The organism is uncultured Mailhella sp. (assembly GCF_963931295.1).
Classification (GTDB): Bacteria; Desulfobacterota; Desulfovibrionia; order Desulfovibrionales; family Desulfovibrionaceae; genus Mailhella.
On sequence record NZ_OZ007001.1, the window covers coordinates 1160127 to 1185687 of the forward strand.

At 57.0% G+C, this 25561-nt stretch carries 21 protein-coding genes; 17 read left to right on the plus strand and 4 right to left on the minus strand.

Going from position 1 to position 25561, the window contains the following annotated elements:
• Window positions 1-79 precede the first annotated feature (79 nt).
• From ABGT79_RS04685 to ABGT79_RS04745, 13 genes are all read left to right on the plus strand, one after another.
• Window positions 80-2179 carry a DotA/TraY family protein gene (locus ABGT79_RS04685; protein WP_346665226.1) on the plus strand — a complete coding sequence of 700 codons (2100 nt, stop codon included), beginning with the start codon at window positions 80-82 and terminating at the stop codon, window positions 2177-2179.
• 5 nt (window positions 2180-2184) lie between these two features.
• Entirely contained in the window at window positions 2185-2628 is a 444-nt protein-coding gene (locus ABGT79_RS04690; protein ID WP_346665227.1) for a hypothetical protein, read from the plus strand.
• 42 nt (window positions 2629-2670) lie between these two features.
• Entirely contained in the window at window positions 2671-3141 is a 471-nt protein-coding gene (locus tag ABGT79_RS04695) for a DotD/TraH family lipoprotein (RefSeq protein WP_346665228.1), read from the plus strand.
• Entirely contained in the window at window positions 3138-4184 is a 1047-nt protein-coding gene (locus ABGT79_RS04700) for a type IV secretory system conjugative DNA transfer family protein (RefSeq protein ID WP_346665229.1), read from the plus strand. Before ABGT79_RS04695 ends, ABGT79_RS04700 begins: the two co-directional genes overlap by 4 nt.
• A gap of 2 nt (window positions 4185-4186) precedes the next feature.
• Entirely contained in the window at window positions 4187-5356 is a 1170-nt protein-coding gene (locus ABGT79_RS04705; protein ID WP_346665230.1) for an ATPase, T2SS/T4P/T4SS family, read from the plus strand.
• On the plus strand, window positions 5353-5625 hold the full coding sequence (gene icmT, locus ABGT79_RS04710; RefSeq protein ID WP_077073087.1) for an IcmT/TraK family protein: 273 nt from the start codon (window positions 5353-5355) through the stop codon (window positions 5623-5625). The genes ABGT79_RS04705 and icmT overlap by 4 nt, the downstream gene beginning before the upstream one ends.
• 25 nt (window positions 5626-5650) lie before the next feature.
• A complete protein-coding gene (locus tag ABGT79_RS04715; RefSeq protein ID WP_178643680.1) occupies window positions 5651-5866 on the plus strand; it encodes a hypothetical protein in 216 nt (71 codons plus the stop codon).
• The gene (locus ABGT79_RS04720) at window positions 5863-7287 is read left to right on the plus strand and encodes a zincin-like metallopeptidase domain-containing protein (protein WP_346665231.1); all 1425 of its coding nucleotides are present in this window, start codon (window positions 5863-5865) and stop codon (window positions 7285-7287) included. Before ABGT79_RS04715 ends, ABGT79_RS04720 begins: the two co-directional genes overlap by 4 nt.
• A 3-nt stretch (window positions 7288-7290) precedes the next feature.
• Window positions 7291-9420: a DNA topoisomerase 3 gene (locus ABGT79_RS04725; RefSeq protein ID WP_346665232.1), complete on the plus strand. Its 2130-nt coding sequence runs from the start codon at window positions 7291-7293 to the stop codon at window positions 9418-9420.
• Between the two features lie 92 nt (window positions 9421-9512).
• On the plus strand, window positions 9513-9833 hold the full coding sequence (locus tag ABGT79_RS04730; protein WP_346665233.1) for a hypothetical protein: 321 nt from the start codon (window positions 9513-9515) through the stop codon (window positions 9831-9833).
• Window positions 9830-10342 (plus strand): lytic transglycosylase domain-containing protein, encoded by a 513-nt coding sequence (locus ABGT79_RS04735; protein ID WP_279060878.1) that lies wholly within the window; start codon window positions 9830-9832, stop codon window positions 10340-10342. Before ABGT79_RS04730 ends, ABGT79_RS04735 begins: the two co-directional genes overlap by 4 nt.
• On the plus strand, window positions 10339-11658 hold the full coding sequence (locus ABGT79_RS04740) for a hypothetical protein (protein ID WP_346665234.1): 1320 nt from the start codon (window positions 10339-10341) through the stop codon (window positions 11656-11658). Before ABGT79_RS04735 ends, ABGT79_RS04740 begins: the two co-directional genes overlap by 4 nt.
• A 7-nt stretch (window positions 11659-11665) precedes the next feature.
• On the plus strand, window positions 11666-13441 hold the full coding sequence (locus tag ABGT79_RS04745; RefSeq protein ID WP_077073079.1) for a type IV secretory system conjugative DNA transfer family protein: 1776 nt from the start codon (window positions 11666-11668) through the stop codon (window positions 13439-13441).
• Between the two features lie 16 nt (window positions 13442-13457).
• On the opposite strand, the gene ABGT79_RS04750 is transcribed toward ABGT79_RS04745, so the two are convergent.
• The gene (locus tag ABGT79_RS04750) at window positions 13458-13790 is read right to left on the minus strand and encodes a type II toxin-antitoxin system PemK/MazF family toxin (RefSeq protein ID WP_077073078.1); all 333 of its coding nucleotides are present in this window, start codon (window positions 13788-13790) and stop codon (window positions 13458-13460) included.
• Complete coding sequence (locus ABGT79_RS04755; protein ID WP_346665235.1) at window positions 13790-13945, minus strand: hypothetical protein; 156 nt, start codon at window positions 13943-13945, stop codon at window positions 13790-13792. Before ABGT79_RS04755 ends, ABGT79_RS04750 begins: the two co-directional genes overlap by 1 nt.
• Here ABGT79_RS04755 and ABGT79_RS04760 point away from each other — a divergent pair.
• Window positions 13944-14891, plus strand: coding sequence for a hypothetical protein (locus ABGT79_RS04760; RefSeq protein WP_346665236.1), 948 nt, complete (start codon window positions 13944-13946; stop codon window positions 14889-14891). The two genes, ABGT79_RS04755 and ABGT79_RS04760, sit on opposite strands and share 2 nt — an antisense overlap.
• Before the next feature lie 50 nt (window positions 14892-14941).
• Here the strand turns inward: ABGT79_RS04760 and ABGT79_RS04765 are convergent, their stop codons facing one another.
• Window positions 14942-15292: a hypothetical protein gene (locus tag ABGT79_RS04765; RefSeq protein ID WP_346665237.1), complete on the minus strand. Its 351-nt coding sequence runs from the start codon at window positions 15290-15292 to the stop codon at window positions 14942-14944.
• 412 nt (window positions 15293-15704) lie between these two features.
• Between ABGT79_RS04765 and ABGT79_RS04770 the strand changes: the two genes are divergently transcribed.
• From ABGT79_RS04770 to ABGT79_RS04780, 3 genes are all read left to right on the plus strand, one after another.
• Entirely contained in the window at window positions 15705-16025 is a 321-nt protein-coding gene (locus tag ABGT79_RS04770; protein WP_072337178.1) for a hypothetical protein, read from the plus strand.
• Window positions 15926-21886, plus strand: coding sequence for an SNF2-related protein (locus ABGT79_RS04775; RefSeq protein ID WP_346665238.1), 5961 nt, complete (start codon window positions 15926-15928; stop codon window positions 21884-21886). Before ABGT79_RS04770 ends, ABGT79_RS04775 begins: the two co-directional genes overlap by 100 nt.
• A gap of 364 nt (window positions 21887-22250) precedes the next feature.
• On the plus strand, window positions 22251-22727 hold the full coding sequence (locus ABGT79_RS04780; protein WP_346665239.1) for a hypothetical protein: 477 nt from the start codon (window positions 22251-22253) through the stop codon (window positions 22725-22727).
• Window positions 22728-22932: 205 nt separating this feature from the next.
• Here ABGT79_RS04780 and ABGT79_RS04785 read toward each other — a convergent pair whose 3' ends face one another.
• Complete coding sequence (locus ABGT79_RS04785) at window positions 22933-24852, minus strand: tetracycline resistance ribosomal protection protein Tet(W) (protein WP_011526261.1); 1920 nt, start codon at window positions 24850-24852, stop codon at window positions 22933-22935.
• Between the last annotated feature and the right edge of the window lie 709 nt (window positions 24853-25561).

Below are 25561 nucleotides of genomic sequence, written 5' to 3' on the forward strand. Positions count from 1 at the left end.
TGTCCTCCTGTTTTTAGAAAATGTAGCTCAATTGAGCACAAAGTCAACAGCACCCTCAATGAAGAAAGGGGAAGACGCCATGGCCTCTGAACTCCCTGCCACCTCGGAAATTCTTCTGCCCACGGATGCCAGCAAGCAGATTCTCGACACCTTCCTCGGACAGGGATGGGATACCTGGGGAGCCGGTCTTGGAGGCTCGCAGGCTTCGGAGCTGATGCTCCAGATTTTCAGCGCCTTCAATCTGGTGGCGCTGGCCGTCATTTCCGCGCTGTTCCTGTGGGTTATGGCTCTGGCCGTGGCCGGAACGGCGCATGAAGGCGTACCCTTCGGCAAGCGTTTCAGCTCTCTGTGGATGCCCCTGCGTTTTGTGGGGGCCATGGGTGCTCTGGCTCCGATCTTCAAGGGGCTGAGTCTCTTCCAGGTGGCCATTCTGGCCTGCATCGGCTTTTCCATCAACCTCGGCAATTTCGTCTGGGAACTGGGGACCGACTACTTTGTGGAACACGCCGGTCAGATCACCGTACAGGCACCGGACCAGAACGTCACGCACTATGCGGCCATTACCAATGGCGCTCTGGAATCTTTGACGCTCCAGTATTACCTGAACGAGCGTCGAGGCATGAACATCTCGCCGGGCGGAGAATGGAACTACAAAAGCAACTGGTTCCGCTCCGGGGGAGAATACCAGTTCCTTTTCAACGGCAATGCGGGTTCCATTCAGGTTTCCTGTGTGGATGAAAGCGATGCCCTGTGCAGGGGCAAGGTCAATGCCGTAGGAACGGCCATCTCCGCTCTTTCTTCTGTGGCGCAGCAGCTTGCCGACCCGGAAACGCCGTCTTCCTCCATTGACCCCCGCGCGCTGCACAGTGCCGCAAATCAGGTCAATGCGACCATTCTTTCCGAACTGCAAAGCTATGCCGGACAGGGACAGCTTCAAAGCAAGCTCGCAGACTTCCAGGAAAACTCCGCCCAGTACGGCTGGCTCATCGCCGGTTCTTCCTACTGGTCCATAGCATGGATCAATCAGGAAGTTCGCGAGGCCATGTACTCCGGCATCACCTACAGCCCGCACCAATATACCGTCTCCGAACTGTATGCCTGGACGCACGGCCTGCAGGACTATGAAGCCGCGAAGGAACGTGTGGCAAACTATATCAAGACCGCCTATTCCAGCCGAAGGGGAATCACGGACATCACGGCCACGCCGTCCGTGACGGATGAAGGCCGGGCCTTTGACGAGCTGACCAACTGGCTGCGGGCCACGTTGAATCAGCTGGTCGCCGCAAACATTCTGCCCATTGCCGTTGAAAAGCTCTCCAGCCAGGACCCCATCATGGCGATTTCCAATGTGGGGGACTACTTCATCGGTACGGCATGGGGGCTGGCCTCGGCTCTCGGCGTCGTGGATGTGGCGCACTCCATGGGCAAGGAGCTGCCCCTCGTAGGCAAGGCCATTCCGAATCTGGACAAGTATATCTCCTTTGCCCTGTTCGCCGTTTTTCTTCCCCTTCTGCTGTACGGGCTGGCGCTGGCCTACTACCTGCCCGCCATTCCCTTCATTCGCTGGATTTCGGCCATGGTGGGCTGGATCATCCTCATTGTGGAAGCCCTGGTCGCGGCCCCGCTCTGGCTGTGCGCCCATGCGCTGCCCGACGGAGACGGCGCTGCCGGTCAGCACGGCAAAAGAGGCTATTTTCTTCTCCTTGCCATCATCATCCGTCCTCCTCTGATGGTGGCGGGATTCTTTGCCGCCGTCATTCTCATGAATGTCCTCGGCAGACTTCTCGGAGCCAGCTTTGAGATGTTCGTCGCCGGAACCGCACAAACCAAAATTCTCGGCATTACCGGCACGTTCTCCATGCTGGTCATCCTCGGCATCGTCGTCATCATGGCGGCCAACAAGTTCTTCTCCCTCATCCATTACCTGCCGGAGCATGTGACCAGCTGGATAGGTCAGCAAATCCACGGGCTGGGAGAAAAGGAAGACCAGGCCGGAGTCAAGAGCATCTTTATCGCCTCCACCAATACCGTCAGCTCCGGGGCGCAGGGTGCAAGGGAACTTCGCGGCGACATTTCGAGGCAATGGAACAGCCCCGGCTCCGGGCACGCGATGCCGACGCAATCGCCGTCAGGAGTTTCCCAGACTTCACGAGTATCACAGGATAACTTCAGAAGCTGACGCCTATGAAAAAGTATCTCTCGACCACGGCTCTTGTTACCGCTCTTTGCGAGTCCAGGCGGCAATGTTCCCTTCTTCGGAACAGACTTTGTGCCCGTGTCGCTTTTTTCCGCAGTCATCGCTCTTCCCAGGAACAACACGCGGTTGCTCAGGACTTTTCTCTGCTGCTTGCCGCCTGGGGTATTGCCGACGACGCGGATATTCCCGGCGTCATCAGGGTGCTGCGTCTGCGCGTTCCGCTTTTTATCGCTCCCGTCGTTCTCTGCGCTCTGGCGGCTATATGGCAGCGAACCATGCTGTCCGTCATCGCCCTCTGTCTCATCTCTCTGCCATGTCTTCTTGGAATCCTCACGACGCTCTGGCGCATTTCCCTTTTGCGTAACCGCCGTTTCCTGCCGTTCGGTCGCTGGCTGCTGCAAGGAGTCGGCGTCGTTTCTCCTCGCTCGTAAGGCGGGCGGGGTGTGTCTTTTCATCCATAAAGGAGGTCCATCATGTTCCGCAACCTTATGCTGTGCTTATGCTGTCTTTTTCTTGCCGCCTGCGCGGGAAGGGAGCAGTCTTCCGCTCCTCCGCCCGCCGATTTCGTATCAACCACCCTGGGACACGCGGCAGAACAGGCTCATGGGGAACTCGCCATGATCGCCAGACTGCGCGGACAGGGCTTGCAGCCCCTGCTGCTGCCTTCCGACCCTTCGCTGAATCTGCCTATCTCCATTACCTGGACGGGACCCGTGGAAGGAGCGCTCAAGGAAATCTGCCTGCAACTCGGCTTTCGCTACAGGGAAGCGGGACCCCCCTCCGCACAGGTCATGACCGTGGTGGTGCATGGGCTGAACCGTCCCGCGCATGAACTTCTGGAAGACATCGCATGGCAGATACAGCCTCAGGCCGCCGTGCGCTTCGACCCCATCAACCGCGTTCTCACGCTGGCAAGAACCACCGGTAAGGAGCTTCATTCATGACGATGTTCGCCCGTCTCATCCCTGCGCTTCGGCTCCGTCTTTTCGGTTCCCGGAAGGCGACTTCTCTTCTGCTGGCCTTCATCGCAGCCGTCTCTCTGACCGGGTGCGCGGGAATGCGCCCGCAGAATGCCCCCACGACTCCCGTGCCCGTTCCCCCCGGCACGGTCAATGCGCCGAAAGCGGCGGACAAAACAAACGACGACCATGCCTTCACCCCCTACGACGCCTCCTATGCTGAAGACGGCAACGGGCAATACCTGGCCGTGCATGTTCCCGCCGACCCCGCTTCGGGACCGCGCAAAGGCGATCCCGACGAGCTGGCGGAACTTCTGGAAATGAAAGGCGGCAGTGAAAAAGAGCATACCGCCGTCAAGCTCATGCGCCCCAGAGCCATCAAGGAGGCGGCCCGGCTTGTTACGTTTCAGACGGCCATAGCCTGGCGCTACCGACAGCTTGCCGCCAGAACCGAAGAATTCAGTACCATCATGGATGCCGCCTTCAACTTCACGCCGCTTGTTCTGACGCAGGGGGAAGCCCTCATCATGCCGCCGATTCTGGCACGGGCCGGAGCCTCCATGCGGATTGAAGAGCCGGGAACCGCGACAGCAGCAAAAGCGACTTATGAAATGCTTGAACCGGCACAGTACATCGCGGTTGTTCCTCACTGGCGAACCTTTCTGATGATGGACGATTTCCCCGAACCGGAAAAGCCTAACCCCGCCGTTCTGCCCCAAAGCAGCGAAGAGCGGGCCATCTGGCGACGCGCCGTGCGCGATGCCTGGACGCAGGGGCTGAAAGAGGCGGATCAGCTTTACGCGGACAACGTGGCGCGGATGGTGCGGAGCTATCGCGGAGCCATGCTGTATCATCTGCTCACGGCCCAGCACCTTCTGAGCCGCATCAGAACCGCCTCTTCCGACCTGGGAATGCACACCACGGACAACGGAAACAAGCTGAACATCGGCCAGCGCGTCTATCGGATTACCGCGCCGTCCGCCTTCACGGTCGCCCCGTCTCCTTCCGTAAAAAAGGGGAGAAAGTGACCATGACGAATCCCGGCTGGTATCCTCGTGAACCGCGTATCCGCTGGGACTATGCGGGCATCAACGACCTGCTGCTCTGGGGAACCCGTTGCGGCATGTCCGACCTGTGCCTGCGTTCCGCGCTTCCGGCATGGATGCGCCTCAACGGAACATGGCGGATGGTCACGCAGCGGGCCATTACGACCGATGAACTTCTGTCCGCACTGGAACGCCTGACCCGGAACAATTCCGTGGCCGCGCTCATCAAGTCCGGCCAGTCGGACTATGACTTTGCCCATGAAATCGAGGAAAGCCGAGGTGTACGCCGCCGCTATCGCGGCAATGCCACCCCGGTGGCCGACGGCTATTCCACCGGCGTCAAAATCGTGTTCCGTGCCATTCCTTCCATGCCCCCGGCCCTGGAAGACCTGCATGTGGAACAGGAAATTCTGGACCATGCCATGCCGTCCAACGGTCTGGTTCTGGTCACTGGCGTCATGGGAAGTGGAAAAAGCACGCTGCTCGCCGCCATTCTTCGACGCATCATTGAAAAGGGCGGGCGCAACGTCAGCACCTATGAATCCCCCATAGAATTCGACTTTGACGCCATACCGACCCCCGGAGGTCCGGTATCGCAAAGCACCATTCCCGAACATCTGAAATCGTTTCTTACGGCCACGCGCAACTCAACGCGCACGGCGCCGGACGTGGTGCTTATCGGAGAAAGCCGTGATCCCGATACGCTCCGGGGCATGATAGAAAGCGCGGAAATAGGCGTTGCCGCCTATTCCACGGTGCATACGCGCTCCGTGCCGGAAACGCTTTCCCGCATCATCAACGTCTTTCCCATTGCGGAAAGGCTGCAAATCACGGCGACGCTCATTTCCAGTCTCAGGCTCATCATTTCCCAGCGTCTCGTTCCGTTGCCGGACAACAGCGGACGCACGGCGCTGCGCGAATATCTGGCCTTCACACCCGAAATCCGGGAAACCCTGCTGAACACGCCCCTGGAACGTCTGATTCCGCAGGCCGAAGAACTGCTTTCCTCCTCCGGCCAGCGCATACAGGATGCCGCCGAACTCGCCTATGCCGGAGGCCACATAGGCAGGGACATCTATCAGGCCATTCTGGCGGAGCGCAAGGCAAGGCAAAACAGTCCGTCCCACGCACTCGCTCTGGAGGAAACCTCATGAACGGTGAAGTTCTCTGGCGGGATACCGGTCTCACGCCGAAAATTTTCATTCTGGACGCCCGTGCCATCTTTCCCCTGGCTCTGTGGCTGTTCCACTGGTCCTGGTGGACGGCGGCCATTGCCTGCCTGGGCATTGTGGCCCTGTTCTTTGTTCAACGCTCCGGCATGTCGCCTCTTGCCTGTCTCAGAGCGATACGCACGGCGTTCATGGGCAGACGCCGGGAGACCAGATACACCGAAACCCTCTGGCGCAAACGATGCCGCTGGTAATTCAACAACCCGAAAGGAGTTCGACATGAAAGACGTTCCGCGCAACAGTTTCGGCCTCTTTGATTCCCCTGTCCGTTGCCGGGAAAAGGAGCGCGTATCCCTTACGCCCCGGCATATTGAACGACAGCTCGACGCCGGGGCCTTCCTGATGAGCAGGGATGACGCCGTTCTGGCGGGCTTTCTCAATCCGCACGACGAACAGGATTCCGTCATCGTGGAACTAAGGGAGGAAAACGCATGAGTGAGCAGCCGCGCGAAAGAAAAAACCGCTTTCAGATAAGCCGCGAAGTCCAGGAAGAGTTCGTCAACGGCATCGCTGAAACCATGCTTTCCCTGGCGGAAAAAGCCGGGGACTGGCAACGGGGCTGGACCTCCGACACTCCTGTGGGAATGCCGTTCTGTCCCGTGACCGGCAGAGAGTACAGCGGGGCGAACCTGGTTCGGCTGCTGCTGACAACCATTGTCAGGGGATACGCCGATGACCGGTGGATGACCTTCAACCAGCTTCAGAGCTTTCAGAACGCCCACCCCGAACTGCAAATGAACATCCGCAAGGGCGAACGGGGCGTCAAGGTGCTGCGGCCGGAGGAAGTCGCCTACATTGTGGAAGAAAACGGAGCCTGGAAATTCCTGACTAAAGAAGAACTCCGGCGCATCGAGGAAATGAAGGACCGGGGGCAGGACGTTCCCGACGTTCAGCGCAAAACGCTTTTCTATCCTTTCACGGTCTTCAATGCCGCCCAGATTGAGGGATTCCCCGCCAAGGAACGTCCCGCCCATGCCATGACGCAGATTGAACGGCATGAGATGGTGGAACGCTTCATCGCCAGCTCCGGCGTTCACGTCAGGCACTACGGCGGCGATCCCTGCTTCAACATGGAAAAAAACGAGGTGGCCCTGCCGTATCCCGAACGGTTCAGCGGTACGGATGAATATTACGCCGCCAAACTGCACGAGTTCTTCCATGCCACCGGGCACGAAACGCGGGAAAACCGTCAGCTGAAAAATGCGCAGACCATCAAGAGCTACGCCTTTGAAGAAATGCGCGCGGAAATGTTTTCCATGCTGGCCGGCGCGCATCTTGCGCTGCCCATGCCGGAAACGAATTCCGCCGCCTATATCGCCAACTGGAATCAGAAATTTTCCGGCGGCGATGTCAAAGCCGTGTTTCAGGCGGCTTCGGAAGCGGCAAAGATACTGACGGTGCTGCATCAGTTTGAATCCGATGAACAGCCTGCGGCAAGGTGGTTTCCCAGACGGGAAGCATGGCCGGAACTGGTGGAACTTCAGAAGCAGCGCGACGCGGCCTGCGGCGTTTCCTTCCATGCCGAAGAGACTTCCGGCTCGCAGGTCTTCGAGCGCCTTTCCCGAAACAGCGCCTTCTCCGAACCGCTGTCTTTCACCGAGGCAGCCGTTGCCTTCAAGAACACGGACAACCCGGTCACAAAAACACGCCTCATCCTTCAGAACCCGGACTTCCTCAATCTGGCCCTCAAGCAGGACCCTGACTCCGTGATGGAGCTTGCCGCGCTTTTCGACAAGATGGCCCACGTTCTCCACATGGAAATGGACGACAAACTCCGCTCGGCTCCGGGCGCTCTGGAACATAACGCTCCCTTACTGGAACAGCAGGCTGCCTCGGCGCAGCGCATGAGGATATAACGCATGAGACTTTTCATCGCTGAAAAACCGAATCTTGGAAAAGCCATTGCCAGAGGACTTGGCGGGGGACGCACGGAACAGGGCTGTATCCGGTGCGGAGACAACATCGTCACCTGGTGCTTCGGCCACCTTCTTGAACCCGCCTATCCTGAAGCCTACTGCCTGGAATATGCCCAATGGCGACGCGAACATCTGCCCATCATTCCTTCCTCATGGAAATATGTGGTCAAGCGCACGTCGAAAGCACAGCTCGACACCATCGGCAAACTGCTGCGCGACGCCGCCTCCGTCGTCCATGCGGGCGACCCTGACCGGGAAGGTCAGCTTCTTGTTGATGAAGTGCTGGAACATTTCCGCTATCGCGGCCCTGTCTTCCGTATCTGGCTGCCTTCCCTGGATGACCGCTCCGTCAGCATCGCTCTCGGCAACATCACGGACAACGCCGCCAATGCGCCTTTGCGGGACGCCGCCCGCGCCAGAATGATGGCCGACTGGCTGGTCGGCATAAACGCCACCCGCGCCCTGACCATCACAGGCAGAGAAAACGGACGCACGGAAGTGCTTTCCCTCGGCAGAGTCCAGACGCCCACGCTGGCGTTGGTTGTGGCCCGCGACAGGGAGATCGCCCATTTCAAGCCCTCGGATTATTTTGTGCTGCGGGCAAGCATCATCCACCCCCACGGAGAATGTTCCGTCACCTTCGTGCCTTCCGACTCGCAGGACGGACTGGACAGCTCCGGGCGTCTTGTGGACCTTGCTCAGGTTGCCGCCGTTCTGGAATCGGTCAACGGCAAGGAAGGAACGGTTCTGGAATCTCTGCGGGAAAAGAAAACCAGACCCGCCCCCTTGCCTCATTGCCTCTCTTCCCTGCAAAAATCCGCTTCCGCCAGACTCGGCATGTCGGCCAAGCGCGTCCTGGATGTCGCCCAGAGCCTTTATGAAAAGAAACTCACCACCTACCCCAGGACAGACTGCCGCTATCTGCCGGAAGAGCAGCATGGCGAAGCCGCATCCATTCTAAGCCGCCTTGCCGGAGTCTCCGGCCTGGAGCAGCTTGCGGGCAAGGCGGATTCCCGCCTGAAAAGCACGGTCTGGAACACGAAAAAGATTACCGCCCACCACGCCATCATTCCCACCGGGGAACCTGCGGAAAGCCTTGCCGGGGAAGAACGCGCCCTTTTTCTGCTGATCGCCACGGCCTACTGTCTGCAATTTCATCCGCCCATGCGCTATGAAGCCCAGAAAATCGCCGTTGCTCTCGGAGATACCCGATGGGAAGCCTCAGGGCGGCGACTGCTGGAGGCCGGATGGACGGCGCTTTCCAGGGATGACGATGATTCCGATGAACAGGAGCAGGAACTTCTGCCGCTCATGGAACAGGGCGACGCCGTGCGCTGCCGTAACGCGGAAAGCGTGCGGAAAAAGACTTCTCCTCCCTCACGATTCAGCGAGGGGAGCCTGATTGACGCCATGGCCCACGTCCATCTTCTGGTCAAGGACGGTCAGGCGAAAGCCACGCTCAAGGAAAGCAAGGGCCTCGGAACCGAAGCCACCCGCGCCAATATCATTGAGACGCTGAAAGAACGCGGCTATCTCGTCGCCGAGAAAAAATCCATCGTATCCACGCCGCTGGGGCAGGAAATCATCGACCTGACGCCGCCCGCTCTGAAAGACCCCATCACCACCGCCGCATGGGAAGACCAGCTTGAAGCCATCGCCCAGGGCAAGGGCAGTCTGGACGCTTTTCTCTCGGAACAAAAACGTCTTCTGCCGACGCTGCTGGCTCCGATTCTGGAACGCAAAGCCAGCCCCGCCCATGTCTGCCCCGACTGCGGGGCCGCTCTTCAGCGCCGTAAAAGAAAAAAGGACGGCTCATGGTTCTGGAGCTGCTCCGCCTATCCCGACTGCAAGACCATACTTCCCGATGACAACGGCAAACCGGGAAGTCCCAGACCGAAACCCACGCTTTCGGAACACGCCTGCAAAGTCTGCGGCAAGCCTCTCGTCCTGCGCAGCAGCGCCAAAGGGAAGTTCTACGGCTGTTCCGATTATCCCCGCTGCAAGCAGATATATCCGGTCGGAGAAAACGGGGCCCCCGTTTTTGAAGGCCGGAAAGGGAGGAAGGAACAATGAGGACTGCGCTTCTCCTTATCCTTTGTCTGGCACAGGCTTTTCCCTGTTTTGCGGCTTCCTGTCAGGATATGCGGGATGCCGTCGGCTCAGCCATGCAGCAGCGCAACGGACGGGTATCCGATACTCACAACACCATGATTCCCGACCCTGAATCCGAACGGGATGCGCTGTCCGGCTGTCTCGGCTCCATCAATGCTCTCGGCGACGCTTTCAGCCTTGGCGTGACGTTGCCGGGCATGGACCAGATCGTCGCGGGAATGTGCCATCAGGTTGACTCCCTCATTCAGCAGAAAATCAACGATGCTCACAATCAGGTCCTCAACTCCATAAACGGCATCGGCGGCAACAATCCGTTCAAGGTGTACGGCACGGGCGGAGACTATGTGGTGAAGCTCAAGGAGAAATTGAAATGAGAGCGCTCTGCCTGTTTCTGAGCATCCTTTGTCTGTCTCCCGGCATGGCCTTCTCCGCCGAGCGGGCCAAAGTCGTCGTTTCGATGACACGACCTCTGACCACGGGCTGTGTTCTGGATGCCGCCCGTGTAAGCGGAATGCCTCCGGCCGCGCTTTTCGGTCTGCTCGCCACGGAGGGAGGGAGCATGGGAGAAGCTCTGAGCAACACCAACGGCACCTGGGACCTGGGCTGCTTTCAAATCAACACCGTTCACGTCAATGAACTGGCCGCCATGGGCATAGCCCCGGAAACCCTGCTTCGGGACGGCTGCGTCAACGCCTATGCGGCGGCATGGCTGCTTCGCAAGGAGTATGAACGGACCGGCGATCTCTGGCTGGCCATAGGCGCGTATCATTCCAGAACGCCCCATCGCAGGGATGCCTATATCAGAAAGGTCAGAACGAACCTGGAAGAACTGCGTCGCCGGGGTATCTCCAGCCTCTCTTCCCTTCAGGAGGCGCAGCCGTGAGTCAGCTCCGCGACGAAAGAGACGACATGCTTTTTCTGTGGTTTGCGCTTCTGGTGCTGATTTTTGTCGTCATCCCGGCTCTGTACGCAGCGCATAAGGGAAGCGTCAACGCGCCTCTGGTCTGGCTGGCAAGTATCCAGCTCAGAGTCTTTGCGCCTTTTTCAGAAGAAGTACGGACCATCCTTGAGCGTCTCACCGAGGTGGAACCCGCCGCGCTGACCTGGGAACAGGTGCGGGGATTACTGCGCTATGCCGGGTCATGGATGCGATGGCCGCTCGCGCTGCTTCTGCTTTTGTGCGGCTGCACCGCCATTTTCATAGGACGGGTGGGAAGGCTCGTCCGGCATTTCAGCATGAAAAGCCTGCTGAAAAACAACGCGGAATCCTTCCCCTGTCTCAGACCGGTCGTTGGTCGCGGCAAGTACCTGCTTTCGCCCAAATCCTACGATTCCGGCTTATGGCGCATTGCCCGAACTCCCGTTCAATTCGCGCTGGAACAGGAACTTCTGCTCAATGAAAACGGTGAAGCCTTCACTCTGGAGCAGGCTCTGCATAACGGGCTGGCGGATACGGAGCTTCCCGCATGGGGCAATGCCAGGCTGGATGAAGACAAAGCTCTCGCCGCCTTTCAGGACCAGCTCGGCAAACCGTTCGAGAACCATACGGCCATGACTGCCTGCCGTCGCGCGCTGGCCGCCGCATTCCTGTCCTATGCGGACGGAGACAAAAAAGGCTGCGTTGCCGTACTGGATGCCGTCTCATCCTCCTATCGGGAAAAACGCGACAGGGCGACATGCCCCATTCTGGAACAAAAAAACTTCCATCTGAATCTGAACCGCATCTGGGAAAAGCATCAGTCCGTTCTTTCCGAAAAATCTCTCCGTATTCACGCGGCGTTCGAGCTTCCGTGGTTCATGGCACTGCTGTGCCGGGCAAGGAAAAAAGGCGTTCTGGCCAGTTCCCAGTTCCTGTGGCTTCGCCCGTTGGACAGGCCGCTCTGGTACGCGCTCAATCAATGCGGGGGAAGAACCGCGTGGGTGGAAAGCCTGGCTCCCTGGGCGCACTACAAGGCAGAAGAACAGGTGGGGCAGGCCCTGACCGAGCCTCACGTTGATCTCGCCGTCACGAGTCTCAAGGATTCCTTGTCCGCCCAGGGCTGGCTGACGGACATTTTCATTCCGCCCATGTTCGAGCAGTCCTTTACGCCTGCCGTGGAGCAGGCGGAACCTGTGTCGGATATGGTGTACGCTGCGGCAGAAAACGACCCGGAATACGATGCCAACGACGACCCTTCCCTGGCGGAAGAACACTATTGAGGTGCGTATGGAACGAAAAATCAGAGGTCTTGAAGACCACGAAACACAGGAACGGAAACGGCTCTTCCGGGATGTGCGCTCCCCGCTGCAACGCCTGGGAGACACGCTCAGGCTCGGCCATGTGCAAACCGGCGGCATCTTTGCGGCGGGGGTGTGTCTTTTTCTTTTTCCCTCGCTCTCCATGCCGTTCTTTATCGCCGGGCTTGCTCTGTTTGCCGCCCGCTGCGTCTATGTCGAAGACGAAAGGCTGCCTTTCCGAATGCCGCTCGGTCTCTCCGGCACGGATAAAGGCGATCCTCTGCCCGGCAGACGCGGCTACGCCAGACCGGAGGGCATCTTCTTCCTGGGAAACAGGGTACAGGACCAGAAAGAACTCTGGCTGAAGGCCAAGGACATTCTTACCCACTGCCTGCTTTTCGGCACCACCGGTTCCGGCAAGACGGAAACCCTCGTTTCCCTTTCATACAATGCTCTGGCTACGGGAAGCGGGCTGTTCTACATCGACCCGAAAGCAAGTCCGAAACTCGCCGTACAGATATGGCAGATGGCCCGCTTTCTGGGACGGGACGACGACTTCCGCGTACTGAACTACGGCACTTCCGGCAAAGTCAAAGGAAAAACTCCGCGCCGTCTTTCCAACACCAACAATCCCTTCACCTTCGGCAGTGCGGAAGCCCTGACGCAGCTTCTTGTTTCCCTCATGCCCGCGTCCGACGGGGCGAACAGCATCTTTGCCGACAAGGCGCAGGCGTTGATTTCCGGCGTCATGTACGCCCTGGTGGACCTGCGCGACAAAGGGCTGCTCAAGCTCTCCACCAGCGTCATCCGTGAATCGCTGGCGCTTGAAAAATGTGTCGCCCTCGCGCTGCGGGCGGAGCTTGATGAAGAGTCCCGCGCCTCCATCCATGCGGCTCTCGGCACCTGCGGCTGGATTGCCGGACGGGAAATGAAAGACCAGCCCCAGTCCTTTGCGGAGCAGTTCGGCTATGCCCAGAGCTACTTCGGAAAGGCCCTTTCCAGCCTGACGGACACCTATTCCCACATCTACGGGGCTGAAGACGGAGAAGTCGATTTTGCCGACGCCATCATGCAGCGCCGCGTGCTGGTCGTTCTTCTGCCTTCGCTGGAAAAAGCCCCCGCAGAACTGGCCAGCCTCGGAAAAATCAGCCTCTCCGCCATACGCAACGCCTGTGCCGTGGGCCTCGGCGCACATATTGAAGGCGACGCCGCCGACGTGCTGGAAGCCCTGCCCACGGACACTGTGGGCATCGGCCCGTATCTGTGCATCGTGGATGAATATGCGGCCATCGTCACCCCCGGCTTTGAGGTCGTGCTGACACAGGGGCGCGGTCTCGGCATAGCCGCCATCGTCGCCTCCCAGGATTACGCCGGTATTCTGGAAGCGGACAAAAAAGGCGCGCAGCAGATGGTGGCCAACACCTCCATAAAAATCTTCATGAAAATGCAGGACGCGGAAAAAACCTGGGAACTCATACGGGGACAGGCCGGCCAAGGCACCGTCCTCCGCACCACCGGCTTCAATGTCAACGAAAAAATAAGCGCAGGTTACCGCGACGCCATGAACACCACCGTGGAACAGGAAGACCGCGTCGTCCTGCGCGACTTGCAGGAACAGATCGAAGGCGAAGCCCATTTCATCTTCAGCGGGCAAATCGTCCGGGGCACCATGTTCTTTGCCAACCCTTCCCTGAAAAAAGCGCAGCTGCGCGTCCCCCAGCTTGTGCAGCTCTCCCAGGAGAAACACTATGACCATGCGGCATAAAAGAGAAAAAGCCCGGCTAGCTGAAAATGGTCGCCAACCTTGCAAGAACTTCATCCATAATGACGGGCGGTACTTGTTCCAGCCGTCTGCCGGATCTCGCCCGCAAGTCCAGCGCCCTGGGCTGGTCACAACGAACTACTCCTGTAGTACGCGTGCCGCATCCGCTGAGCGACACGGCGAATCCTGCAGTACGGGCAAAATTCCCCCCGCTGGTAATCGGCAACACTACGGGAACCTGCGTCACTCTGTTGAACTCGTCGGGAGAAATCACCAACACCGGTCGCGTTCCCTGTTGCTCATGCCCTTCTGTAGGATCAAGCGTCACCAGATAAATATCACCACGCCGCATCAGATCAGCTCCCCGCCCGTGGCTCCAGCCCCGGTCCACACTCCATCCTCAGGGGAAAGCGGCGCGGAAGCATCACACTGGGCCAACAGTTCCTGCAGGCTGTACTTCTTCCTGACGTTCGGCTCAATAATCAGACGCCCGGATTCCACGGCCATGCTTACCGATGACCCCGATTCCATTCGCAGCATTTCCAAAATGGCGGGAGGAACGGCCAGCATCACTGAACCGCCGACTTTTCTCAAATTTGCTGTGTACATCGTCATCCTCCATAAGTTATATTTTTATATAACTCGCAATCGCCAATATGGCAAGTCCCCTTCGACAATACCGCACCGGAGAACAGTTATGACGCGACTCGTACAACTTATTACTCTTTTCATCTGTCTTTTGTCGGGATCGGTTCCTTCTGCCCATGCCGGAACGCCCGTGTCCGACCGGATAGCCGTGGAAGCTGGCGTAAAGGCGGAACTTTCAAAAGACCTGGCGCTGCCTTACGCGCCCGATGCGGCCCTTTCCGGCAGAACCTGTCTGGACGGCAGGCCGACAAAAGAATTTCAGGGCGACATCATGGAATACTGGGTCAACCTGGAATGTCCTTACTGCGGCATTGAGGAACCGCTCCGGGCACAGCGGGAAAATCCCGGCATGTGCATTGTCGTGCGTCACAGCCCTTCGGACAACTACGGAGAGTCGTTGAAAAAAGCCCTGAGCTTTGAAGCACTCCTGCGCTTTTCTCCGAACGCCGCGCACAGCTTCTGGAATGCCGTGGTGCCCCGGACACCTCTCGGCGTTCCGAAACCCTATGAGGCTGCGCTGCAAACGGCGCTTCAGGATGCGGCCATTGTGCCGGAAGACTTTGCCGACTCTCTGCAACAGGTCGCTCCTGTCGTAGGCGCGGATATTATCGCCTCGCAATCCAGAATCACCTCAACTCCCACCTGGATTCTGGACGGCATTCGTTTTCCCGCCTGTGATTTCACGGCCTCACAAGTGCCGCTGGCTCTCGAACTCGCCCATAAGGCCCGCGCCGACGACGCCGATGCCAAAGAACGCATCGTCCAGATGATTACGCGCGGCCTTTTGAATGAGTCCGTTTTATGACGCCCTCTTTCCCTGACCCGTCTTGACGAACGCTTCCCTTCTCACTAATCTTATAAGTAAGATTTATCTTGTAAATAAGATTTCAGGGAGAACTCATGGAACTTGCCAAGGTCACTTCGCGCGGTCAGATCACGCTGCCCCTCGCCATTCGCAGAAAGCTCGACGTGAAGGAAGGGGATAAGGTTGTTTTTTATGAAGAAAACGGGCGCATTGTCGTTGAAAACGCCGCAAAGCTGACAATCGCCCAGGAAAAAAAGCCCGGCGAGTAGGAACAGGCTGTCTTCATTTCGACGCGCCGCCTTTCCTCCGCCCAGCGGCAAGGAAAGGACAGTATGGCCAGACGGCGCAAGCAGACCAGTGATTCCCGTCAGTTGTCGCTGTTCGACATCATGGTCAGCCATATCGAACAGATCAGGGAAGAAAACATTCAGGATGACATAAGGGAAGAAGCCGGAACACGGATACTCCGGGAGCCGACGCACGAACAGCCCCCGTCCGCTACGCCTCCGGTCAGCCCCGCCTCACACGAAGAACTTCCGAAAGAACCGGAACATCCCGGCAAACGGAAGCCGCTGCTTCCGCCCGATGACAGCATCCCCCCGAAAAGGCTCGGCGTGAACGGACGCGGTTTCTCTGTTTATGAAACGTCGGACGGGGGACGCATGTACAGTCCTTCCCTGGACATCGTGCGCTTCATCGACGGCGACAGGGACACGCCGGAAGAGCTGTTCCGGAAAGGAAACGAAGACTACCTGACCGTGCAGGAAGTCGCGGCCTTCAGACAACAACATTCCTCAACTCAGGAGGTTTCCCATGCTGGACAGACAGACAAACCCGCTGGACATCGCCAGAACCGTTCTCAAGCCAGAAACCATTCACGACCTCAAGGTCAGAGGGTTCACCAATTCAGCCTACTTGATTCTCGACCGCTGGGCACTGAACAGTCCCGACGAACTGAAGCGCCTGGAAGAGGAAGGGAATCTGGCCTTGCAGATACGACTGGATCAGCAGCAGGCCATAGAGAAGAGGACGCTGTGCAGCGAATCCGCCCGGCAGGCGAGCCTGCGGGGGATGTCGGACTGGGAGATTTTGGAAAGCTGCGGGGTGGAGATGAACCTGAAAATTACCGGATAAGCCCGGAAGAACAGCTTGGTGTCGGCGGCGCAAAGAAAAAATATGCGGATAACCTCGCCGCCATACGTCTGCTGAAGCAGCTCCAGGCCAACGGCGCGAAACTGGCCACCCCGGAAGAAAAAAGCACGCTGGTGCATTTTGTCGGATGGGGTGGTCTTCCGCAGGTCTTTGACCCCAAAAACGACAAATGGGCGGCGGAATACCGGGAACTTCAAGGCGTACTCTCCCCCGATGAATACGCGGCCGCCCGGCGCTCCACACAGGACGCTCACTATACCTCGGAAACCGTCATCAGGGGCATCTATCAGGGGCTTTCCAGACTCGGCGTTGAAACGGGAAAGGAACTCCACATTCTCGAACCTTCGGCGGGTATCGGCAATTTTATCGGACTTTGCCCGGAAAGTTTCCAGGCCCGGTTCCTGGCCGTGGAACTGGAACCGACAACAGCGGCCATTGCCGCATACCTGTACCCCAAAGCCCGCCACATCAATAACGGCTTTCAGACCATCCCCCTCAACACGCCGAGTTTCGACCTTGCAGTGGGCAATCCTCCTTTCGGGAATCAGTCTCTCTACGACCCCGAATTTCCCGAACTGAAAAAATTTTCCATCCACAACTATTTTCTCGCCAAGTCCATGCGCCTGCTGCGCGAGGGCGGCATAGCCGCCTTTGTGGTCAGCCGTTACTTCATGGATGCCGTCGATTCCTCCGCCCGCGAACATATCGCGGGATATGCCGACTTCCTGGGCGCGGTGCGCCTGCCTGAAACCGCTTTCCGGCAAAATGCCCTGACGGATGTCACCACCGACATCGTTTTCTTTCAAAAGCACAACGGCGAAAACAAGCGGAGTCTGGAGTGGCTCCACACGTCCAGCATGGAAGTGGACGACTTCAAGCACGGCGGCAGGCGCACCGCCGTGGTCAACAGCTACTTCGCTTCCCGCCCGGAACAGATCATCGGAAGAATGGCGTATTCCGGGGGCATGTTCGAGGACAGCCTGAACTGCGTGTCCGATGCGTCTCAGACAGACCTCGGCGAAGAAATAGCCCGGCGTCTGGACGCGCTGCCTGCCGTGCAGTTCAGCCCCTTACCCTCTGCCGAAGTCCGTGAAGCCGAATCCGGTCTCAATCATGACTTCCTGGCTTCCGACTACTTCCAGTCCCTGAAAATGGGCGCACTCTGCGTTGAACCTCAAAGCAGAAAAATCGTCTTCAAGACTTCCGGGGAGTTCGGCGACGGAGGTTATGAACCCGTCACCGTAAAAAATGAAACCGCCCGACTGCGCCTGGCTTCCATGATTCAGCTCAGGGATACCCTGCGTGAGCTGCTCAATGAGGAAAAAGGCGAAGGAAGTGAAAGTCGTATGGCGAACCTGCGCCAGCGGCTCAACACGCAATACGACGCCTTTGTCAAAAAATACGGGCACCTTAACTCACAAACCAACCGCAGCCTCATGCGGGAAGACCCTGAACACGCTCTGCTGGAATCCCTGGAAGCGGACTACGACAAGGGCATTTCGCCGGATGTGGCCCGCAAGACCGGCAGACAGGCCAGACCCGCTTCCGCCAGAAAAGCTGCCGTATTCCGACAGCGTGTGCTTAAACCGGCGACGCTCGCCCAACAGGCGGAAAGCCCCAAGGATGCCCTTGTCATAGCGCTTCGGGAAAGCGGCAAGGTGGACTTTGCCCGCATGGAACAGCTTCTCGGACGCTCCACCGATGTCATTCAGCGGGACTTGCAGGAACAGGGCCTTATTTTTCTCAACCCCGCCACGGAACTCTGGGAAATCAGGGATAAGTATCTCACGGGCAATGTCCGGGCAAAACTGCGTCAGGCACGGGACGCCGCAAGCTCCGACCCTCGCTTTCTGCCCAATGTGGAAGCGCTTACGGAGGCTCTGCCGCCCGACATAGAAGCCGTGGACATCGGCGTCAAGTTCGGCTCCGCCTGGCTTCCTCCTTCCGTCATATCGGACTTCATCGAACATCTGCATGGCGGAAAAGGCTCTCAGCAGGTGGATTACCTGCCCACGCTCGGTCGATGGAGCGTCCGTGTCTATCTGTACGATGCCGCGCTGAATACCAACGTCTGGGGCATCCCGGAATACCCTGCGGAAAAAATCATTGAAGCCCTTCTGATGAACAAGCCCATCAAGGTGGAAAAGGAAACCGGCCAGCGCGACGAACAGGGCAGACCCATCACGGTTCTGGACCAGGAGCTGACCGCCGCAGCCATGCAGAAGGCCGACGAAATAAAACAGGCCTTCACGGACTGGATATGGACGGATGACGACAGAAGAGCCAGCCTGTCCAGGCTCTACAACGACCGCTTCAACACGAACGTGCCTCCCAGGTATGACGGCTCCCATCTTGAGCTGGTCGGCGCTTCTTCAGAAGTAAAACTTCGGCCTCACCAGAAGGATGCCGTCTGGCGGGCCATTCAGGAAGGCACGGCCCTGTTCGATCACGTCGTCGGCGCGGGAAAGACCATGGCCTGCATAGCGACCATCATGGAATCCAAGCGCATGGGCTTTGTTTCCAAACCGATGGTGGTCGTACCCAACCACCTTCTCCACCAGTGGCGGGATGAGTTCTACAAGCTCTATCCCAATGCCCATATTCTGGTGGCGGACAAGACCGACTTCACCAAACAGAACCGGGAACGGCTTTTTTCCCGTATTGCGACCGGAGACTGGGACGCCGTTATCGTCGCGCACAGCTCCTTCCGTAAAATCGACATGCCTCACGACATTCAGCGGGAGATTCTGAAGGAGCAGATTGATGCGGTGCTGGAAGCCATTGAGGCCGTGAAGGAGGCGGAAGGAGGCCGGGCCACGGTCAAGCAGCTTGAAAAGCAGCGGGAAAACATGGAAGCCCGCTATGAACTTCTGCTCGCAGGAACGGGGAAAAAGGATACCTCCGTTGATTTCGCCGACCTGGGCGTGGACGCGCTCTTTGTGGACGAAAGCCACGAGTTCAAGAACCTTGCCTACCAGACCACCATGAACGTCTCCGGTCTGGGCAATATCACAGGTTCGGCCAAGGCGCTCGATCTCTTCATCAAATGCCGCTACCTGCAACGGAAAAACGAAGGCCGGGGCGTGTACTTTCTGACCGGCACCCCCATATCGAACACCATTGCCGAAGTATACACGCTCCAGCGCTACATGCAGTATGAGGAATTGCAGGCCAAGGGCATAGACCATTTTGACTCCTGGGCCTCCACCTTCGGCCAGGTCACAAGCGGCTGGGAACTCGACGCCACAGGGGTGAACTACAAGCTCAAAAGCCGCTTCGCCAAATTCCAGAACATCCCGGAACTGCTTGCCATGTACCGGACCTTTGCCGATGTCGTCACCAAAAACGATCTGGATGAACAGGCAAAGCAGGCAGGGCTGCGCCCCCTGACGCCTCCCGTCACTGATGGAAAGCCGTATAACGATGTAGCCGAACGCTCCGGGGAGCAGGCTGCCTACATGGAAAAAATCATCAACCGCATGGAAAACCTTCCTCCCGACCCGCGTTTGGACAATCCGCTCAAAATCACCAACGACGCCCGCAAGGCCGGTCTGGACTATCGCCTGATAGAACCGCACGCGGATGATTTCGCAGGTTCCAAGGTCAACGCCGCCGTTGAACGCATCTATCAAATTTGGAGCGACACGGCGGCGGACAGAGGCACGCAGCTTGTCTTCTGCGATTTGTCCACCCCCAAGGGCGGCAGAACTCCGACTTCCGCACCGGACAACCGTAACGACCTGGAATTGGAAACTCTGCTGAACGTGGACGGCACGCTTCTGCCTGAACAGAAGGATGAGGAACCTCATGGAACAACACAGGCCGAAACGAACGACAGCGGTGAAGACACCTCCGTCGCTTCCGATATGGATGCCGTCATTGCGCTGTCATCAAAGTTTTCCGTCTATGACGACATACGAAGCAAACTTGTCGCGCGCGGGATTCCGCCGGAAGAAATCGCCTTCATCCATGAGGCCAACACCGACATCCGCAAGGCAAAACTCTTTTCCGACATGAATGCCGGCCATGTTCGTATCCTGCTCGGCTCCACCAGCAAGATGGGCGCTGGCATGAACGTCCAGAAACGTCTGGTGGCCGCACATCATCTTGATGCCCCCTGGCGGCCTTCCGACCTGGAACAGCGCAACGGGCGCATTATCCGCCAGGGCAACCTGTTCTATGAGCGCGACCCGGAACACTTTTCCGTGGGCATTTACAACTATGCCACCAAACAGACGTATGACGCCAGGATGTGGCAGACCATAGAGTACAAGGCGGCTGCCATCGAGCAGTTCCGCAAGGGCGATCTGCTCCAGCGCGTTATCGACGACGTGCAGAGCGAGGCCGCCAACGCCGCCGAAATGAAGGCCGCAGCTTCAGGCAATCCGCTGATTCTCATGCAGGTTCAGCTTGCCGCAGACCTTCGCAAGCTGGAAGCCCTGTATTCCCAGCATCAGCGGGGACAGCATCGTCTGCGCGACAGGCTGAAGTGGCTCAACGGAACCGATGAGCGTCTTGCCAAGGCGGAAAGCGCCTACGCCGCCAACATCCGGCACCGGGACAGCCACACCCATATCGTCAAGGAAAAAGACAAGGAAAAAATCCGTATAGAACTCTTTGCGGGAGACAAGATGCTGACGGACAGAGACGGCGAAAAAATAAAGGATATTCTGCTCGGCTGCGTGAAGGAGATCACGCGCAATGCCGGAGCCAGGGTACTGTTCGGCTCCTATCGGGGATTCGCCATGCACCTTGAACGCTATGCCCAGTCCTTCGGCGGCAAGGAGGGGTTCAGAATCGTTGTGACAGGTACGGATGGACAGGAGTTCAAGCCGGACAATCTCGTCTATCTCTTTGACGACAAACTCAGTCTTTCCGGTCTGTTCCAGCGCATGGACAACTTCCTGGCCAAAGGTTTCGATGAAGCCATGGAAAAATTCCGGGAAACCTGCCGTCATGAAAAGGCGGAACTGGAAACAACCAGAGAAGCGCTCGGCAGGGAGTTTCCCCAGAAGGAGGAACTGACCCTGGCGCGGGAAAATCATAGCGCCATCATCCGGGAGTTGCAGCGTATGCAGGATGACGCGAGCTATGTTTCCCACTGGACACCAAAGACTTCCGACGCCGGGGCCGACACGACTCCGGCAGAAGAGACCAGGCAGGAAACTCCCGACGCCCCCTTCTCCATGGCAGACGCGGCACCGAAAGACCACCGTGTCTGTACGCTTACCTTTGGTGAGCAGGGGAACCAGACGGAGTACGCCGTCACGCACAGTCCGGTCGGGTATCTTCTGAACCGTTCCCATGTGCGTGAAACTACGAGGTGGCCCATCCATTGCCTGTATGACGACAATCTCTGGCACTCCCTTGTGAAAGGCCCGCCCGGTGTCCGCTTCAAGCAGTTTGAGAGCAGAGAAGACGCCCTGAATTTCGCACGCCAGGATGCCGCCCTGCTCGGTTTTGCCGATGCCATGACGCATCCTGAGAAGGATCTCTCCGCAGCTTCGGCAACGGAGGGCGACTCCTATCGCCAAGCCATGGAAAAAGCCGGATTCCGACCTTCCGGCATGGATTTTTACGGCAAACAGGAACACGAGTTGAAGGTGGAAACGGGTGACGGCGGAACATTTGAACTGAGAATATTCCAGACGAAAGAGGGGAAAGTCGGCCTGCGTGTTCAGTATGAAAAAGACCATATCATCAACGGTGCGCGAACCGTCCACGCATCTTTTGATACGCTCAAGGAAACTCTGGACTATGTCAGTTCCTATAAGAATATGGCGGAGACGCAAAACATCACCGCCACTCCTGTGCAGGAGACTTTCTCCATGCGAATGAGATAAAGCATCAACATGACAGAAGCGCCTTTTGAACTACCAATTCAAAAGGCGCTTCTTACTGCGAATGTTTTACTCAAGCCACGGGCCCCCGTCCTGCCGGGAGGACACCGCTCGTCCCTGTTCATCTCAGTTGCTTTTCCGAAGTCGAGGCCGGGAAAAAGATGAAATCATCCGGCCTTGTGCCCGGCATGAAGCCGCCTCACACGGCGCGAAAAGCCTTCTCTTCAACGCTTTTCGGAAAAATAACCTGTACAAAAAATTTTTTCCGTTATACGGTTCTCCCAAAAGGGGATGCCCGACGGAAAAACGGACGGCATCCCCTGCCCGGCACAAGGTGGGAATATCATACCATGGAGGAGAATGTCTTATGCCAAGAGAGAGAGAGAGAGAGAGAGAGAGAGAGAGAGAATCCAGGCTGACGCCGTTGGCGGGCAGTGCGCGCAAGGCCCTGCCGTTCCTGCTTGCTGCCGCGCTGCTGGCCGCGCCCGGTGCGGCGGGGGCCAATTCGGGCGGGTACTGGGATAATCTGGACGGCGATCCCTGGTATGTTGGAAACGGGGGCGGCAGTAACGGCAATATTACCATCGATGAAGCGATGACCTCGTATGCCTCCGGAGGACTCATCAAGAGCACTTCCGCAACAGATGTAACCCTGGACAAAAACGCCGTCACCGTGAAGGACGGAGCCGACGGGGATGGTGTCTATGGCGCAACCATAACCTGCGACGTACCAGGAACTGTGACCATGAAAGGCAACCAGGTGACCGTCTATGGCGGCCGCTACTACTCGGTGTTTGGAGCCCACATAAACTCATTCCCACTCGTTGTTGGGCATCATATTTAACGGATTTTGCTTCATAAATTTGATACCTCATTTTTTTGATTATTTGATGTGTCCATATTATCCAGCCCTATACGATGGGCTGTTATCAAATTGTTATCGGTGGTGATAACGGGGGGTAGCAGGGTTGTTGTTTTCTCTGGTGGTTTACAACTACATTTTACCACGAAAGGCAGGGAAATGCAATAACCATCCTTGCTGTGGCGTATCAAGGAATCTTACTGAACATATGGCGCACCTTATCCAAACGGCTGTTTGGACGACGGGGCTGGATGATTGGCTCGCCGACAGTGGCCTGATACCCTTTCAGTTCCGTCAGGCACACACTCCGCCCGTTGGTGTAAAAGGCCAAATCAGTACGGTATGCCTGTATGCAACGGGCGGGAATCTCGCCAGTAAAGACAACTTCATCCTTTTTTATCTGGGCCGTTTCGATGGTGGCACAGTATTTCGGCGCATCATGATAAGCCCTGGAAAGGTATTCCTGGGGCGCATAGAGGGTGAAGGAGAGATAAGGTTCCAGCAACTGCGTCCCAGATTTCTTCAATGCCTGTTCCAATACAATCGGGGCCAATGAGCGGAAGTCCGCCGGCGTACTGACCGGGCTATAGTAAAGTCCGTATTCAAAGCAAATCTTACAGTCCGTTACGTTCCAGCCACACAAGCCTTGCCCCAAACCGTAACGGATACCATCCATGACAGCGTTTTGAAAACTCTGGTTCAGGTATCCCAGGGAAACCCGGCTCTCGTATTTTACACCGGAGCCAAGCGGGAGCGGTGTAACAGACAGTCCGATAGATGCCCAAAACGGGTTAGGCGGCACCTCGATATGGATGGTGTGACTGGCCACTTTGAGCGGCCGCTCTAAATAAATGACGGTGGGTTCCTTCACTGCTGTTTCAATCTTGTATTTTTCCGTCAGCAAAGCGGAAACAACCTCCAACTGCATCCGACCCAAAAAAGAAAGAATGATCTCATGGGTGGTGGAATCCACCTCGTAGTGCAAAAGCGGGTCAGTATCCGCAATTTGCGTAAGAGCGTCCAGCAACCGGTCTCTTTGCTCTGCCGTTTTTGGCGTAATCGTCGTCCGCAGCATAGGGAAGGGAACATCACTCCACATTTCACGAGGAAGTTGGGTTTTGTCCCCCAATATATCGTTTAATCTCAAGCTGTCGCTGGGAAGGATGACAATTTCGCCCTTATGGGCGGTATCTGTCCGAACAATCTCCCCTTTGGATGGAATACGCATCTCTGTGATTTTCAGCTTTTCTCTCCCGGCTAGGGCCACCGTATCCCGCAGACGCAGCGTTCCGCTGTATAGCCGCAGATAGACAAGCCTCTGGCCGCAATCTGTATACTCCACCTTAAAAACTCTACCGCACAGGGCGGCGCTCCCCTGTTCCTTGGTCGATTGGAACAGCCCTATCACCGCATCCATCAACTGTTGAATGCCAAGGCCGTTTTTGGCGCTACCATGATAGACCGGGAGCAGGGAGGCGTCTTGAACTCGCCGCTGTTCTTCTTGCGCAAGTTCTTTCTGACTGATTGATTCTCCTGCGATATACTTTGCCAATAACTCATCGTTATTTTCGATGACCGAATCCCACACCTCTGCACTAGTGTTTTCTGTCAGAGTTATTTTCGAGGACAGCGACACTGTCTGCTTGATGATAATATCAGCGGAGAGCTTATCCCGAACAGACTGATATACGCTCTCCAAATCAATGCCAACCTGGTCGATCTTGTTGATAAAGATAATGGTGGGGATGTTCAATTTCCGTAGGGCATGGAACAGAACACGGGTCTGGGCCTGCACGCCATCTTTAGCGGAGAGCACCAAGATGGCCCCGTCCAAAACAGCCAGAGAGCGGTATACCTCTGCCAAGAAATCCATGTGGCCGGGAGTATCCACAATATTGACTTTACAACTGTGCCACTGGAAAGAAGTGACTGCCGTTTGAATGGTAATTCCACGCTGCCGCTCCAAAAACATAGTGTCCGTTCTCGTTGTCCCTTTTTCGACGCTCCCCGGCTCTGAAATGGTTCCGCTGGCATACAGCAGGCTTTCTGTCAGTGTCGTCTTGCCCGCATCTACATGGGCAAGAATCCCGATATTGATAATGTTCATGTCTATCCTCCATACAAGGCCCAAAAGGGCGCAAAAATCCCCAGCGGCAAATACTTTTACCGCTGGGGATCATGACTTCGGATACATAGAAACGCATTCAGCTAACATGAGCCGTTATCCGTCACGATATTTGATAAAAAGGCAAAAGCATTCTTAAATTGGGTACAAAAACCAAGCCCCTGCAAGGGGCAATTATTTTTGTGCCCATTATCAAATTTTATTTAAGAATACCTTGCCGCATGTTGAATAGACTCCTCAAATCAGGATGACAGCAGTATAGCATAGCACACTCTAAAATGCAAGAAGTTTTTACCCGCTGTCCCAAATAAATCAGGAGGGCATTCACCGGGACACCCTCCGATTTGGGGCCTCATGCGCAAATAATTTCTGTGTCCACGATTTCCGCCGCACACGCCCGAATATTGTTAGTCCCTCTGCAACTCATACCACAGACCGTTGCCCTCGTCAAAGATGTACTTTTCCATGAAATTACCTCCATTTTTTGTGATTATCGTGCGCCTACCCTTATTTTTGACCTTGCACCCCATTTCTGCTCCTTTTCGACCTGTTCCTGCTGGTAAGCTGCCTCCAGTATCCTGTCCGCCTGTTCCGGGCCAATGGCCCGTCTGACCCGCTCATAGTCCCTGACTTGCCCTTTCAAGCCGTCCCTCTCGGCACAAACCTCATAAATCCTGGCTGACAGGGAGCC